Source organism: Nocardia sp. NPDC004123 (assembly GCF_053603795.1).
The window spans coordinates 69,635-83,302 of record NZ_JBSGGG010000008.1; the positions used below are offsets into that span (position 1 = coordinate 69,635).

Annotated in this window: 14 protein-coding genes; 7 read left to right on the forward strand and 7 right to left on the reverse strand. The window is 69.3% G+C overall.

Features of this window, described 5'->3' with window-relative positions:
* Positions 1-19: 19 nt before the first annotated feature.
* From ACWEQQ_RS13230 to ACWEQQ_RS13245, 4 genes are all read right to left on the reverse strand, one after another.
* Complete coding sequence (locus tag ACWEQQ_RS13230; RefSeq protein WP_452348377.1) at positions 20-796, reverse strand: O-methyltransferase; 777 nt, start codon at positions 794-796, stop codon at positions 20-22.
* 293 nt (positions 797-1,089) lie between these two features.
* The gene (locus ACWEQQ_RS13235) at positions 1,090-2,550 is read right to left on the reverse strand and encodes an SDR family NAD(P)-dependent oxidoreductase (protein WP_452348378.1); all 1,461 of its coding nucleotides are present in this window, start codon (positions 2,548-2,550) and stop codon (positions 1,090-1,092) included.
* A gap of 116 nt (positions 2,551-2,666) precedes the next feature.
* Positions 2,667-3,929, reverse strand: coding sequence for a hypothetical protein (locus tag ACWEQQ_RS13240; protein ID WP_452348379.1), 1,263 nt, complete (start codon positions 3,927-3,929; stop codon positions 2,667-2,669).
* Positions 3,926-4,141 (reverse strand): hypothetical protein, encoded by a 216-nt coding sequence (locus ACWEQQ_RS13245; protein ID WP_452348380.1) that lies wholly within the window; start codon positions 4,139-4,141, stop codon positions 3,926-3,928. The genes ACWEQQ_RS13240 and ACWEQQ_RS13245 overlap by 4 nt, the downstream gene beginning before the upstream one ends.
* 188 nt (positions 4,142-4,329) lie before the next feature.
* On the opposite strand from ACWEQQ_RS13245, the gene ACWEQQ_RS13250 reads away from it, so the two are divergent.
* The 3 genes from ACWEQQ_RS13250 to ACWEQQ_RS13260 all read left to right on the forward strand — a co-directional run bounded on the left by ACWEQQ_RS13250 (position 4,330) and on the right by ACWEQQ_RS13260 (position 6,910).
* Complete coding sequence (locus ACWEQQ_RS13250; RefSeq protein WP_452348381.1) at positions 4,330-5,022, forward strand: TetR/AcrR family transcriptional regulator; 693 nt, start codon at positions 4,330-4,332, stop codon at positions 5,020-5,022.
* Positions 5,023-5,109: 87 nt separating this feature from the next.
* Positions 5,110-6,255, forward strand: a complete 1,146-nt coding sequence (locus tag ACWEQQ_RS13255; RefSeq protein ID WP_452348382.1) for an acyl-CoA dehydrogenase family protein — start codon at positions 5,110-5,112, stop codon at positions 6,253-6,255.
* Entirely contained in the window at positions 6,239-6,910 is a 672-nt protein-coding gene (locus ACWEQQ_RS13260; RefSeq protein ID WP_452348383.1) for a TetR/AcrR family transcriptional regulator, read from the forward strand. The genes ACWEQQ_RS13255 and ACWEQQ_RS13260 overlap by 17 nt, the downstream gene beginning before the upstream one ends.
* A 40-nt stretch (positions 6,911-6,950) precedes the next feature.
* Here the strand turns inward: ACWEQQ_RS13260 and ACWEQQ_RS13265 are convergent, their stop codons facing one another.
* Entirely contained in the window at positions 6,951-7,988 is a 1,038-nt protein-coding gene (locus ACWEQQ_RS13265; protein ID WP_452348384.1) for a saccharopine dehydrogenase family protein, read from the reverse strand.
* Positions 7,989-8,137: 149 nt separating this feature from the next.
* Here ACWEQQ_RS13265 and ACWEQQ_RS13270 point away from each other — a divergent pair, with 149 nt between their 5' ends.
* On the forward strand, positions 8,138-9,007 hold the full coding sequence (locus ACWEQQ_RS13270) for an AraC family transcriptional regulator (RefSeq protein WP_452348385.1): 870 nt from the start codon (positions 8,138-8,140) through the stop codon (positions 9,005-9,007).
* Here ACWEQQ_RS13270 and ACWEQQ_RS13275 read toward each other — a convergent pair.
* Positions 9,004-9,915, reverse strand: coding sequence for an NADP-dependent oxidoreductase (locus ACWEQQ_RS13275; protein WP_452348386.1), 912 nt, complete (start codon positions 9,913-9,915; stop codon positions 9,004-9,006). The genes ACWEQQ_RS13270 and ACWEQQ_RS13275 overlap by 4 nt on opposite strands.
* Positions 9,916-10,189: 274 nt before the next feature.
* Here ACWEQQ_RS13275 and ACWEQQ_RS13280 point away from each other — a divergent pair, with 274 nt between their 5' ends.
* Positions 10,190-10,600 carry a winged helix-turn-helix transcriptional regulator gene (locus ACWEQQ_RS13280; RefSeq protein ID WP_452340882.1) on the forward strand — a complete coding sequence of 137 codons (411 nt, stop codon included), beginning with the start codon at positions 10,190-10,192 and terminating at the stop codon, positions 10,598-10,600.
* Positions 10,601-10,622: 22 nt separating this feature from the next.
* A complete protein-coding gene (locus ACWEQQ_RS13285) occupies positions 10,623-11,459 on the forward strand; it encodes an LLM class F420-dependent oxidoreductase (protein WP_452340881.1) in 837 nt (278 codons plus the stop codon).
* Between the two features lie 60 nt (positions 11,460-11,519).
* Here ACWEQQ_RS13285 and ACWEQQ_RS13290 read toward each other — a convergent pair whose 3' ends face one another.
* Entirely contained in the window at positions 11,520-12,098 is a 579-nt protein-coding gene (locus ACWEQQ_RS13290; RefSeq protein WP_452348387.1) for a YdeI/OmpD-associated family protein, read from the reverse strand.
* A gap of 77 nt (positions 12,099-12,175) precedes the next feature.
* On the opposite strand from ACWEQQ_RS13290, the gene ACWEQQ_RS13295 reads away from it, so the two are divergent.
* A complete protein-coding gene (locus ACWEQQ_RS13295; RefSeq protein WP_452348388.1) occupies positions 12,176-13,414 on the forward strand; it encodes a serine hydrolase domain-containing protein in 1,239 nt (412 codons plus the stop codon).
* Positions 13,415-13,668: the final 254 nt, after the last annotated feature.

Sequence of the window (13,668 nt, forward strand, 5' to 3'; positions counted from 1 at the left end):
GACCCCAGGATAGAAGTGATCAGCCCAGGTACTCCGATTCCAGGACAAGATCTTTGAGCAGCGACTGGTATTCGACGTGGGTGTCGTGCTCGATGGTCCGCCAGCTCGCGCCCTCGGCCTCGTGCAGATAGCGCCGGTACTCCGGGGCGCCCGGGATACGCACATTGTCGGCGACCGCGATGCTGCCCGGATGCAGCCAGCCGGCCGCCAGGATGGTCTTCAGATCGGGCAGGTAGGCGCTCTTGTCATGGTCGATGAAGACGAAATCGAGTGCACCGGAACCGAATCCGTACTCGCTCGCGAGCCGCTCGACCGTCTTCCCGCCGTCGCCGATGGTGCCCACCACCACGCTCACCCGATCGGCGAGCCCGGCATGTGCCAGCAGGGTCCGGGCGATCCCGGCATTGTCGGGATTGAGCTCCACCGACACCAGGCGCGCCCCGGGGGAGAGGGCCCGTCCGATCCGGACCGCGCTGTACCCGCAGTAACCGCCCAGCTCGAGCGCCAGTTTCGGCGCGGCCCGCTGCACGGCGGCGTCGAGGATCAGCCCCTTCTCGTCCCCGACGTTCACCAGCATGCTCTGCGTGCGGGCGAAGCCGTCGTAGGCCGCGAGCACGCTCTCCGGATCGCCCGCGGCGGAATGGGTGAGTACGTAGTCCCGGGCGGCGGCCTCACGACCATCGCCCACCTGCCCGGTCCGCATGAAAGTCGGCCCGCCCAAAGCGAATCGAATCACCGACCAGCGCAGGAACGGCAGTCGCTCCCGCAGCGTGGTGGTCCAGGATTTTCCACTCATGAGATCGTCCGTTCTCGTAGTGGGGGAGTGCGTCGATTATGGTCCTGCGCTGGGACGTCGGGGTAGGGCGGGGTGCTGTACGAGAGGCCTGAGCACGGATAGGGAGTCTCCTTCGGCTGGAAAGGAAGCCTGAACCGGCATGGCGTCGTTGAATCGTGGATAGAACATATTGATACGGACATATGCGCATCTAAACATGAGTCACCTTCCCATTAGAAAAGCCCTGTACCAGCCCCATCACCCCCAAAAAACAGCCAAGAGGGGAGGGGCCGGGCAGGTCCAGGTGAGGTGAGTTACCAGTTGGAGGGTTCGTAGTCCTTGAGGAAGCACCCGTAGAGGTCGTCGCCGGCTTCGCCGCGGACGATCGGGTCGTACACGCGGGCCGCGCCGTCGACCAGGTCGAGGGGTGCGTGGAAGCCTTCCTCGGCCAGGCGGATCTTGGTGTAGTGCGGCCGCTCGTCGGTGATCCAGCCGGTGTCGACGGCGGTCATCAGGATCTTGTCGCCCTCGAACATCTCGCGCGCGCTGGTGCGGGTCAGCATGTTGAGTGCGGCCTTGGCCATGTTCGTGTGCGGGTGGCCGGCGCCCTTGTAGCCGCGGGCGAAAACGCCTTCCATGGCGGACACATTCACCACGTACTTGCGCCGGGCCGACGCCGCGGCCATGGACGGGCGCAGCCGGGAGATGAGGATGAACGGTGCGACCGAGTTGCACAGCTGCACTTCGAGCAGTTCGGTGGCGTCGACCTCGCCGACGGTCTGGACCCAGCTGTTGGTGTGGGCGAGGTCGGGGACGAGTCCGCCCGCGTCGATGGCGACGCCCTGCGAAATGCGTTCCGGCGTGGCCGATCCGGCGACCAGGGCCAGGTCGGTGATGTCGGCCGCGGTGAGGTCGGGTGTGAGGGAGGCGGTGAGTGCGGTGGGGTGTGCCTGCATGGTCTTGCCGAAGCTGATCACGTCCGGCAGTTCGCCCGCGGGCAGGGGCCCGTTCTCGGCTTCGACCAGGGCACTGTATGCCCCGGCGGTGCGGCGCACGGTCTGAGCGGCGTTGTTGATGAGGATGTCGAGCGGGCCCTGTGTGGCAATGTCATCGGCGAGTGCGACGACCTGTGCGGGGTCGCGGAGGTCGATGCCGACGATGCGGAGCCGGTGCAGCCAGTCGGCGCTGTCGGGCTGGGCGGCGAAGCGGCGGATGGCGTCGTTGGGGAAGCGGGTGGTGATGGTGGTGTGGGCGCCGTCGCGGAGCAGGCGCAGGGCGATGTACATGCCGATCTTGGCGCGGCCGCCGGTGAGGAGGGCGCGTTTGCCGGCGAGGTCGGTGCGGGCGTCGCGTTTGGCGTGGCTCTTGGTGGCGCAATCGGGGCAGAGCTGGTGGTAGAAGGCGTCCACGCGGGTATAGCGCTGTTTGCATATGTAGCAGGGGCGCGGTCGCAGCAGGGTTCCGGCGCTGGCTCCGGTGGTGGTGGAGCTGATCGGGATCCCGGCGGTTTCGTCGTCGATGCGGTTGGGTGAGCCGGTGGCGGTGGCGGCCACGACTTCGCGGTCGGCTTCGGAGATGGCGTCGCGGGCGGCGACGCGCTTGTTGCGCTTGAACTTCTTGAACATGTGCGCGACGGCTCGCTGCACGGTGACGGAGTCCGGGTGTTCCTTGTCGAGCTGTCCGGCCTGTTCGAGGACGCGCAGGCAGATGGCCAGGTCGCCGGGGTCGATGGCCGGTGCGTCGGACTGTGGTGCCGGGGTGGTCTGCTCGGCCATCGGAAGCTGCGGTGATCCTTCGTGCGCGGGGTGGTGGACGAGCCATTCTCTCAAAGGGCCGGATTTGGGAAACGCCCGGCCGTTGCGGGGCCGGGCGTTGTGGCGGTGGGGTGCGGTCAGTTGGCTGTGGCGCCGAGGGGTGCGAGGTCGTCGCGACCGAGTTCGCGGGCGCGTTCGGCGAGCCGGGTTTGCAGGCGGGCGGGGATGTCGTCGCGGACCTGAATGAGGGCCTGCCACGCCGCGTCCGGGGTGTCGGGGGTGAGGGCGGCGAGGAATTCGGCGATGTCGTCCATGTCGTCGATGAGGGTCAGGACGCGGGTGCGGCCCTTGTGGTCCTGGGCGAGGGCGAGGGGGACCATGGCGGCCCAGAGGCCGGCGGTGTGGGCGTCGCGGATGAGGTCGCCGAGGCGGTCATCGTTCTGTTCGCCGACGCGGGTGGCGATGAAGGCGAGCTGGGGGTCGGGCAGGTGGGCGGCCAGGGGCAGGAGGTTGACCCATTGTCCGCCGTCGAGGGCGGCGTCGGTGATGGCGGCGAGGACGGTGTCGGTGTGGACGGTGGGTCGTTCGGCGATCAGGCGCAGACTGTCGTGGCTCATGGCGCTGGTGAGGGGGAGCAGCGTGGACCAGGCGTCGAGTTCGGCTACGGCGGTGATGAGGGCGTCGAGGACGTCGCCGCCGAGGGCGGCGGTGATGTCGCCGATCCAGGCGCGATTGTGGGGTGCGATGGAGTCGAGCAGGTCGATGCCTTCGGCCCACATCTGGTTTTCGCAGGCGGCGCGGATGACGCCGGGGACGCGGTCGGCGACGACGTGCAGGACGTTGTCGATGGCGGTTTTGTCCTCGAGGAGGAATCCGATGCGCAGCAGGTCTGCGTCGCTCATGACGGGGGCGGCGGCGCGCAGGGCGGGTTCGGGTACGACGTGGACGAAGCGGCCCATGGTGATGTGGTCGCCGTGTGAAAGCAGTTCGCGCGCAACCTCGGTGACCATTGCCGGCGGCACGGCGGCGATGATGGCGGCGGTGCGGCGGGGGTCGAGTTGGACGGCGCATTCGGCGAGGAATGTGGCGCTCAGTGCTTTGGCGATGTCGACGGCGCGCTGGGGTTCGACGGCGCTGGCGACGGCGGCGCAGAGTAGCGGTCCGAAGGCGCGTTCGGCGATTTTGGCGCTGATGCCGACGGGGACGATCTTGCTGGCGGTGGCGATTCCTTTGAGGCGCTTGGTGTCTCGATCGAAGAGTCGGTCGGTGACGCGTTCGCGGTATGCGCGGATGGCGGCGGGCGGCAGGTCGGCGAGGAAGTCGAGTTCGGTGGGGTCGGTGATGCCGAGCAGGCGTGCGAGTTTGGTGATTTCGGCGACGGCGACGAGGTGTTCACTCATAGTCCGAGGGCCTTCTTGATGGCTGGGCGCATGAGGCGCGGGACGAAGTCGAGGGAGGAGCCGATGGCGGCGTCGAGGGTTTCGCGGCGGCGGACCATGGTGGCGCGGAGGTGGCGGTCGAGTTCGGCCAGGTCGGTGTCGGTGAGCTGGTCGAAGGTGTCGGGCAGGGGTGCCCGCAGGGTGTCGCTGAGTTGGCGTGCTGCGTGGGACATCGGGGTCTTTCGGTTGTGCGTACTGCCGGTACGACATTCGATACTGGCAGTACGTTCTGTGTGAAATCAATGCGGGATTGGTGGCCTTGGTTATGGCCTGTATCACGTGGCTGACCGATGACCGGTGGATTGTTGGGCAGGCATGACCGGCCCAGGTGACGTACCAGCGGTACGTGTACACTTCGCCCGTGGCTCGTAGCAGTGCCGGGACCCGGTCGGTGACCCGCGAGGACATCGTGGATGCGGCGATCCGGGTGATCGATCGGGCGGGTCCGCGTCCGAGTATGGATGACATCGCGCGGGAAGCGCAGATCACCAAGCCGCGGCTGTATCGGCAGTTCGCCGACAAGGGGGATCTGTTCACCGAGATCGCGGCGCGTATGTCGCGGCAAGCGTTCGCGGCGGCGGGTGCGGATATGACGTTGCTGCTGCAGCCGCCGCGGACGGCGTTGCGGCGCATCTTCACCGAGTACGCGCGGGGGATTCTGGAGCATCCCAATGTGTTCCGGTATCTGGGGCAGGCGCCGGTGGTGCAGCAGTCGGGAGCCGGTGTGCTGCAACTGGATCTGGGCCGGGATGCGGCGCGGCGGCTGGAGAAGCTGGCGCGGTCGGTGGCCGAGGCGGTGCCCCTGGATGCGGCGGGGCTGGATTATCTGTCGCGGGCGCTGGTGGGGGCGGTGGTGTCGATGACGGATCTGTGGTTGTCGGATTCGGATACGCCGTCGGGTGAGCAGACCGCGGAGTTCGTCGAGCGGGCGACGGAGCTGGTGTGGGGGCTCATCGATGGGTTCCTGCGGCGGCAGGGGATCGAGGCGGATGCGGACACGCCGATCTTCTCGACCTTGGCCGAGGTGAATCAGTCCCGGTCGGGCGATTGTTGACGCATTGTTGACACACCGCCAATAGCCGTGCACGCTGAGGGGCGAGGCGCTCAGGCGCACCCTTTTCAGGCAAGCGAGGAACGGACGATGGCACGCCCCGCATGGAGCGACGACGAGGTCGAGGCGGTACGAGGATTGGCGACCACCTTCTTCGAGAAGGAGGTGATTCCGCACGAGGAGAAGTTCATCGCCCAGGGGCACCCCGACCGCGCGCTCTACAACCGCGCCGGTGAACTGGGCCTGCTGTGCGCGGCCATCCCGTCCGAATACGGTGGTGGCGGTGGCACTTTCGCCCACGAGGCGGCGATCATCGAGGCCCAGGCACACTGCGGTGACGGTTCACTGGGCATGTCGGTGCACTCCTCGATCATCGCGCCCTACCTGCACGAGTTCGGGTCCGAGGAACTCAAGAAGCGGGTGCTGCCGAAGGCGGCCAGCGGTGAGATGGTGCTCTCGATCGGCATGACCGAACCGGGGACCGGCTCGGACCTGCAGAACATCAAGACCCGCGCGGTGCGTGAGGGCGACGAGTACGTCATCACCGGGTCGAAGATCTTCATCTCCAACGGGTGGCTGTGCGACGGCATCATCATCGCCTGCAAGACCGACCCCGCCCTGGGCGCGGCCGGTGTGTCGCTGATCTTCGCCGAAGTGGGCGACGACACTGCGGGTTTCACCCGCGGCCGCATCCTGTCCAAGATCGGCGGCAAGGGGCAGGACACCGCCGAGCTGTTCTTCGACGGCCTGCGCGTGCCGGTGTCGAACCTGCTGGGCCCGGCCGAGGGCCAGGGTTTCTATCAGATGATGCAGATGCTGGCCCAGGAACGCCTGGTCACCGCGATCATGGCGGTGGCGATGACGGAGAAGGCGGTCGAGCTGACCGTCGACTACACCAAGGGCCGCGAGGCGTTCGGCAAGCCGCTGTTCGCCATGCAGAACACCCGTTTCGAGCTGGCGGAGTGCGCGACCATCGCCAAGGTCGGGCGGGTGTTCCTCGACGACTGCATCACCAAGCATCTGCGTGGTGAGCTGGACATCCCCACCGCGGCCATGTCGAAATACTGGTTGACCGACCAACTCGGTAATGTGGTGGATCGCTGCCTGCAGTTCTTCGGCGGCTATGGATACATGACCGAATACCCGATTTCCCAGCTGTACACCGGCGCTCGGGTCCTGCGGATCCTCGCGGGAGCCAACGAGGTGATGAAGGATCTCATTGCCCGCTCACTCTGATATCGACACCACTATCGAGCCGCCCGCGTCCGAGGACGCGGGGGACGCGCCGTCGCGCCGTCGCCGGCTCGAACCCGACGAACGCCGGGCGCAGATCCTGTCCTGCGCCATCGACATGTTCGGCGAACGCCCCTACGCGGCGGTGTCCACCGCCGAGCTGGCCCAGCGGGCCGGGGTGGCGCGCGGGCTGATCAATCACTACTTCGGCAACAAGCGGGATCTGTATCTCGCGGTGGTGCGGCGGATGGTGACGCTGCCGCGGCCGGAGAAGATGATCGTGCCCGCCGGGACCACCCGGGACCGGGTGGACGCCAGCGTCTCGTGGCTGCTGGACACCATCGGTGAGCACGGCAGCACGTGGGTCAAGGTCACCGGGCACGAGGGCGTCGGCGACGACCCCGAGGTGCAGCGCATCCTCGACGAGGCCGACTATGCCGCGGCCGACCGCATGGTCCAGATGATGGGGCTGAGCGAGTCGCTGCACTCGGCCGAACTGCGGGCGCTGGTGCGCTGTTACGGCGGGCTGGTGAAGGCGGCCGGGCGCGAATGGATCGTGCGCGGCAGCCTGACCCGCGAGCAGGTGCACCACCTGCTCGCGGACGCGCTGCTCACGCTGGTCAGCGACACCTTCCCGAAGGTCGACGCCGGGCGCTGATTCCCGTGTGGGGCACTGATTCCGGTGTGGGGCACGGAGTTCAGACGGCGGCGAGCTCCTCGACCTGCCAGGCCACCCCGGTGGTGGCGAGGTGGTCGAGGAAGCTCGCGGCGTCGAAGGCCTGTGCCGGGGCGAGGGTTCCGGCCGGGGCGCCGTCGGCGACCAGCCGGCGCGCGGCCTCCACGGCGATGACCGCGGTGGAGGCGTAGGCGTTGAACCCGGTCACCCAGCCGCGGGCGCGCCGGCCGTCCACGCCGGTGGCCTCGGCGAGCATGAACCAGCGGGCGGCGTCGAGCGCGGCCGCGTCGGGGACCTCCGGAAGGGTCTCGGCGACTTCGGAATTCAAGGACGCGAACAGGTCTCCGACCTCGGCGCGGATCACGCCGCGCACGCGCGGGGTCTGGATGTGGCGGGGGATCGTGTAGACGCCGGGCAGGGCAATGGGGCTCATGGGCACCGGTTCGGTCTCGCCGGGCTCGCGCATCGTGGACGAGGGTTCCTGCACCGATTGCCAGCTGCCGGACCGGTATTCGATCTGTTCGGCGACCATGATGGCGGCCATCGAGCGTGCGGTTCCCCGGGATGCGGCGCCCGGGCGGCGCAGGTCGGCGATGACGACCTCGCCGATCGGGGCGGTGAGGCGGGCGGCGGTCAGTGCGGCGATGAGGTCGCCGGGCACGCCGTCGTCGGTGACGGCCGGAACGACCGCGATCCCGGCCTGTTTCGCGGGTTCGTCGTAGGTGGTGAGGATCGTGTGCAGGTAGGCGGGTTCGCCGGTGGTGTCGAGGTAGGGGCGGCGGGCGGCGATGGCGGCCCGCACGACCGGTTCGCCCCAGAGGGTGAAGGGTCCGGCGGTATTGATCACGGCGTCGGTGCTCGCGAACGCGGCGGTGAGGGCAGCGGTGTCCTCGAGGGGGGCGACGTGGATCTCGGCGTCCGGGATCGCGGCCTGGTCGGCGATGCGGCGCAGGCGGTCCGGGTCGCGGCCGACCAGGACCGGGGTGAGGTTGCGGCGGGCGAGCTCGGCCACGACGAGGGAACCGGTGAAACCGCTGGCGCCGTGCACGGCAATACGCATGGGAGACAACTCCATCGAGTGAGGGGACACGAACCGGGATTCGGCTCGCGCTTCACGCTATGGAGTCCGGTCCGGACGATCCATGCTCGAAACTCCGGCCCTGATATCCGATCGTCCGGGTAGGCCGGAGTTACCGGTACGGTTGGGTGGTGGACATTCTCAGCGACGCGGTCGCCGCGATGCGGCTGGGCACCCCGCATTCCAACCGGACCGTCAAGCATGCACCCTGGCGCACGCACTTCCCGGCGCAGGGCAACAGCGCGGGATTCCATGTGGTGCTGCAGGGTTCGTGCTGGCTGCTGCCCGAGGGCGGGGAACCGGTGCACCTGCAGGTCGGCGACGTGGCATTCATGCCACGCAGCCGCGGCCACGCCATCACCGACAGTCCCGAGCTCGGACGTGGCGGGGGCGACATCGGCGCGGAGACCGTATTACTGTGCGGCGCCTATTCTCTCGACGACTCGCGCCCGCACCCCGCGCTGGCGGAACTGCCCGATGTGATCCACCTGCCCGCCCGCGTCGGCCACCACAGCCCGCTGCGTGCCGCCATCGATCTGCTCGGCCACGAGCTCGACACCCAGGACGGGTCCGGGGCCATCGCGCCGCTGCTGGAGGTGCTGCTGCTGTTCATGCTGCGCGCCTGGCACGACGCCCACCCCGCCGACGCCGGATGGGTTGCGGCACTGCGCGATCCGGCCGTGCACACCACCCTGCAGGCCATTCACGCCGAGCCGGGCGCGCCGTGGACGGTGCAGTCCCTCGCGGCCCGCGCCGGGCTGTCGCGCTCGGTGTTCGCGCAACGCTTCACCGCCACCCTCGGCACCGGGCCGCTGACCTACCTGACCTGGTGGCGCATGACCTGCGCGGCGCGGCTGCTGCGCGAGTCCGACGCCCTGTTGCGGGTGGTCGCGGAAAAGTCCGGCTACACCTCCGAATACGCGTTCGCCAAAGCATTCAAACGCGAATTCGGGGTGGCGCCCGGACAATTCCGCGCCCAGGGCCGACCCGAAGCCGCCTAGGGGAGCAGTACCAGCCGCCCGCGCAGACCGCCCTTCTCGAAGCGGGCGTGCGCGGCGGCGGCCTCGGCCAGCGGGAAGGTCTCCGCGACCCGCAGCGTGAGCGTGCCCGCCTCGACCAGATCCACCAGCTCGGCCAGGCGGCGGCCGTCGGGGGCCTGCTGCACCGTCGTCACCGTGATCCCGCGCTCGGCGGGCGGGGTCACCGGCGGCAGCAACGCCACGAAGGCGCCGCCGTCGCGCACCAGTGGCAGCAGCGACGCACCAACCAGCGCGGCATCGATGACGGCGTCGACACTGCCCACGCCCACACTCTGCCCCAGATCCTCACCGCGCGTTGCGAATTCGCTCGCACCCAGTGACTTCACCAGGTCTTCGTCCCCGGGCCCGGCCACGGCGATCACCGTCGCGCCCCGTGCCGCGGCCAACTGCACCGCGTATCCGCCGACGCCGCCGGCCGCGCCGGTCACCAGCACCCGGGCTCCGGGGGCCGCCGCCACGGCCAGGTCCGCGGTGATCGCATTGAGCGGCAGGGTCGCCGCGGCGGTCAGATCGACGCCGGTCGGGGCGGCGGCGACCAGCTCGGCCGCGATCGTCACGTACTCGGTGCAGGCGCCGTCGAAGGTGGCCAGCCACGGAATCAGCCCGACCACCGGCCGACCCGGCTCGGCGTCGGCCACTCCAGGACCGGTCGCCTCGATCCAGCCGGAGAATTCGACGCCGGGCACGTAATGGTCGCGCTCGGGCAGCAGCGCGGCGAACGCCCCGGCCCGCGCCCCGATATCGACCGGATTGACCGGGGCGGCAGCGATTTTCACCAGCACCTCACCCGGTCCCGGGACGGGTACGGGGGTGTCGATCAGGTCGAGGACCTCCGGACCGCCGAAACGGGAGAAAGCAACAGCACGCATGGGAATGCTCCTGTGACTGCGAAGGAATGAAGGTCCACCGGTGGAACGCCGCCGCGCCGGGTGACCGGCGGTGCGGGGCGTGGTTTCACCGTAGGTCGGCGTCCGGGCGCCGGGCCAGTAGGCACCGAAAAGTACCCAGGTCACCGGTGAGAGTGCGGATCGCGACCCGAACCGGTCCCGGCGGGCGGGAATGCGCACGCCACCGCGTCGGCTGTACCTGCACAGCCAGTTGTCGATCCGGGCTCGTGGCCGGGCCCGCACCAGGGGAGTGACGATGCCGACCACCACCGCCGCGCAACGCCGGGAACAGGCCAAAGTCGAGTACAACGCCTTCCTCGCCGCCTGTCCCACCAATCAGATGCTCGACACCATCGGTGACAAGTGGACCTGCCTGATCCTGGCCGCGCTCGGCCCGGGACCGCGCCGCTACGGCGAGATCGGTGCGATCGTGGCCGCGGTCAGCAACAAGATGCTCACCCAGACCCTGCGCACCCTCGAACGCGACGGCCTGGTGGCGCGGCGCATGACCGCGCAGGTACCGGTGCGCGTGGATTATTCGCTGACCCCGCTCGGGCAGAGCCTGCTGGTGATCGTGACCCGGCTGCACCAGTGGGCCGAGGGCCACATGGACGAGGTGCTCGCCGCGCGCGCCGAATTCGACAGCGCCGCCGGGAATGCGTCGTGATCTTGATGTGTTGGCCGCTGATATGGCATTCGACTACCTGGGCAAGTTCGGTGCATGGCAGTTCTACACGCAGTTCACCCCCGAAGCGGTGCGTGAACTGGAAGACCTCGGCTACGGCGCGGTCTGGCTGGGCGGATCGCCGCCGGCCGACTGGGACGGCTACGAGAAACTGCTCGCCGGATCCGAATCGATCGTCGTGGGTACCAGCATCGTCAACGTGTGGGGCTCCACCGCCGAGGCGGCCGCGGACACCTACCTGCGGCTCGCGGAGAAATTCCCCGGCCGGTTCCTGCTCGGCATCGGCGTCGGTCACCCCGAGCACACCGGCACCTACGCCAAACCCTATGACGCCCTGGTCAACTACCTCGACATCCTCGACGCCCGCGGCGTCCCGCAGCAGGGCCGCGCACTGGCCGCACTGGGCCCACGGGTGGCGAAACTCGCGCGCGACCGCAGCGCCGGCGCCCTGCCGTATCTGACCGTGCCCGAGCACACCGCCGAGCTGCGCGGCATCCTGGGGCCCGACAAGCTGCTGGTCAGCGAGCACAAGGTGGTCCTCGACGAGGACACCGCGCGAGCCCGGGTCGTCGGCCGCGAGAAGGCCGGGTTCTATCTGGGCCTGGTCAACTACGTGAACAACCTGCGCCGCTTCGGTTTCGACGAGACCGACCTGACCCAGCCCGGCAGCGACCGGTTCGTGGACGCGGTCGTCGCGCACGGCAGCGCCGCCCAGATCGCCGACCGGCTGGCCGAACACGTACACGCCGGTGCGAACCATGTCGCGCCGCAGGTCGTCGGCGGGGACTACCTCGAGGTGCTGCGCACCCTCGCGCCGCTGCTGGCCGAACGACTGAACTGAACCCGGCACGAACCGATTCCGGGGGCCCGATATGGCCCGGGCACCCGGAATCGGCCGGTTTCAGTGTGATTCGAGGCCGTCGAGCGCCTTGTCGAGGCGGGAAGCACGGGTTTTCGCGGTTCTCGCCCGCAGCAACTCCAGCACGATCGCATACTGGCGGGTCCGGTCCAGGGCGTCGAAGGCATGCCGGGCGCGGGGCCGATCGGCCAGCGCGGCAGCCAGATCCGGCGGCACCGTGAAGTTCGCCTGCGACGGGTAGGCCGCGGCCCACCGCCCGTCCGCGCGGGCCGCTTCGACCTCGGCGAGTCCCGGCGCGCGCATGCGCCCGGCGGCGGTGAGGTCGGCGACCTTGTCGACATTGACCTGCGACCAGTGGCTGCGCGGGCGGCGCGGCACATACTTCTGCAGGTAGTAGTCGGCGTCGAAGGCCTTGCGCTGCCCCGAAATCCAGCCCCAGCACAGTCCGACATCGACCGCCTCGTCCTCGGTGAGCGTGGCGATACCCGAGCCCTTCTTGGCCATGCGGATCCAAACCCCTTCCGGGCGTGCGTGATTGGCTTCGAGCCAGGAGTCGAAGGCGGCGGCGTCGGGGAAGGTCACCGGATCCATGACCGTCACTGTGGCAGACGGCACCGACATCCGAACTCTCCACCACGCCGGAAAATTGTCCCAGACACATCTTGTCGGAGTGGTCGCCGCGCCGCTACCGTGGATCGATGACGACCTCCAGCTCCGCCGCCGCTGCCGGACTGCCCACCGGGGTGCACGGCACCGCCGAACCCCGATTCGACTCCGCCATCAAGACTTTCGCCCGCGTCTTCGCCGGCCGCCGCGGCAACGGCGGCGCACTGGCGGTCTACCAGCACGGCGAACCGGTCGTGGATGTCTGGGCCGGCGCCGCCGACGCCCACGGCACGCCCTGGACCGCCGACACCGGCGCCATGGTCTACTCCGCATCCAAGGGTGTCTCGGCGACCGTGCTGGCGCGGCTGGCCGACCGCGGCCTGCTCGACTACGCCGCGCCCGTCGCCGAATACTGGCCCGAGTTCGCCGCCAACGGCAAGGCCCGCATCACCGTCACCGAACTGCTCAGCCACCGCGCCGGCCTGTCGGCGCTGCCCGCCGCCACCCCCGGCGAGATCCTCGACCACGAACTCATGGAAGCGCGCCTGGCCGCCGCGAAACCCGATGACCTGCTGGGCACGCCGATCTACCACGCCCTCACCATCGGCTGGCTCATGAGCGGGCTGGCCCGCGCCGTCACCGGCCGCGACATGACCCAGCTCTATCGCAGCGAGGTCGCCGACCCCCTCGGCGTGGACGGCATCCACCTCGGCCGCCCGCCCGCCGGGTCCCGCACCCGGCCCGCCCACCTCGTCGGCTCCCTGAAAACCCTTGCCGAACGCAGCATCCCGGCCCCGGTCGCCGCCGCCGTCCCGCGCCTGCCCCGCCTGCTGCGCGCCCCGCTCTCATCGATCTACGTGCCCGGCCTGGAATCCATCTTCCGCGGCGACGACCCCGCCATCCTCGACACCGCCCTGCCCGCCGGCAACGCCGTCTGCACCGCCGCGGCGCTGGCGAAAATGTACAGCGCCCTGGCCTGCGACGGATATGCCGACGGCCGCCCCTACCTGTCCACCCCGACCGTCCGTGAACTCGAACGCATCCGCACCTACCGCCTCGACCACAGTCTGCTGGTCCCGTTCTGGCACCTGGGCTATCACAGCCTCCCCGCCGCGCGGGCACCCCGCGGCTACGGCCACGTCGGGGCCTTCGGCTCCACCGGCTGGACCGACCCCCGCTCCGGCATCTCCGTCGGCTTCGTCCACAACCGCATGTCCCTGACCTGGAGCCCCCTCGATCAAACCCTCGTCGTGGCCCTGCTCCACCTCATCCTGCGCGCCGCCCGCGAACCCGCCCTCGATATCCAGCAGCCCACCGCCGGCGCTGCCTGAGCAGGCCGCGACGCGAAAAGTCCTACGACACAACACCATCGGCGGTCATATCGTGTCCGCGACCGGAATCCCGGCAGCCCCCGCTACGCCCCTCGGGCGGTGCCACCGCCGGGCGTCGGTGGTTTCGGTGCGAGGCCTCGGCCCGGGCGGCCAGCAGTTGCGGCAAGACGATCACCTCGGTTCGTCCTCGATGTGCAGGGGTCCCGGTAGTAACCGTGCGAAAAACAACGACAATTGCTTGACCAGCAATGATG

Excerpts from the sequence above, each read along its gene's own strand:
- ACWEQQ_RS13230 (WP_452348377.1), bottom strand. The coding sequence starts at position 796 with ATGAGTGGAAAATCCTGGACCACCACGCTGCGGGAGCGACTGCCGTTC.
- ACWEQQ_RS13235 (WP_452348378.1), bottom strand. The coding sequence starts at position 2,550 with ATGGCCGAGCAGACCACCCCGGCACCACAGTCCGACGCACCGGCCATC.
- ACWEQQ_RS13240 (WP_452348379.1), bottom strand. The coding sequence starts at position 3,929 with ATGAGTGAACACCTCGTCGCCGTCGCCGAAATCACCAAACTCGCACGC.
- ACWEQQ_RS13245 (WP_452348380.1), bottom strand. The coding sequence starts at position 4,141 with ATGTCCCACGCAGCACGCCAACTCAGCGACACCCTGCGGGCACCCCTG.
- ACWEQQ_RS13255 (WP_452348382.1), top strand. The coding sequence starts at position 5,110 with ATGGCACGCCCCGCATGGAGCGACGACGAGGTCGAGGCGGTACGAGGA.
- ACWEQQ_RS13265 (WP_452348384.1), bottom strand. The coding sequence starts at position 7,988 with ATGCGTATTGCCGTGCACGGCGCCAGCGGTTTCACCGGTTCCCTCGTC.
- ACWEQQ_RS13275 (WP_452348386.1), bottom strand. The coding sequence starts at position 9,915 with ATGCGTGCTGTTGCTTTCTCCCGTTTCGGCGGTCCGGAGGTCCTCGAC.
- ACWEQQ_RS13280 (WP_452340882.1), top strand. The coding sequence starts at position 10,190 with ATGCCGACCACCACCGCCGCGCAACGCCGGGAACAGGCCAAAGTCGAG.
- ACWEQQ_RS13285 (WP_452340881.1), top strand. The coding sequence starts at position 10,623 with ATGGCATTCGACTACCTGGGCAAGTTCGGTGCATGGCAGTTCTACACG.
- ACWEQQ_RS13290 (WP_452348387.1), bottom strand. The coding sequence starts at position 12,098 with ATGTCGGTGCCGTCTGCCACAGTGACGGTCATGGATCCGGTGACCTTC.
- ACWEQQ_RS13295 (WP_452348388.1), top strand. The coding sequence starts at position 12,176 with ATGACGACCTCCAGCTCCGCCGCCGCTGCCGGACTGCCCACCGGGGTG.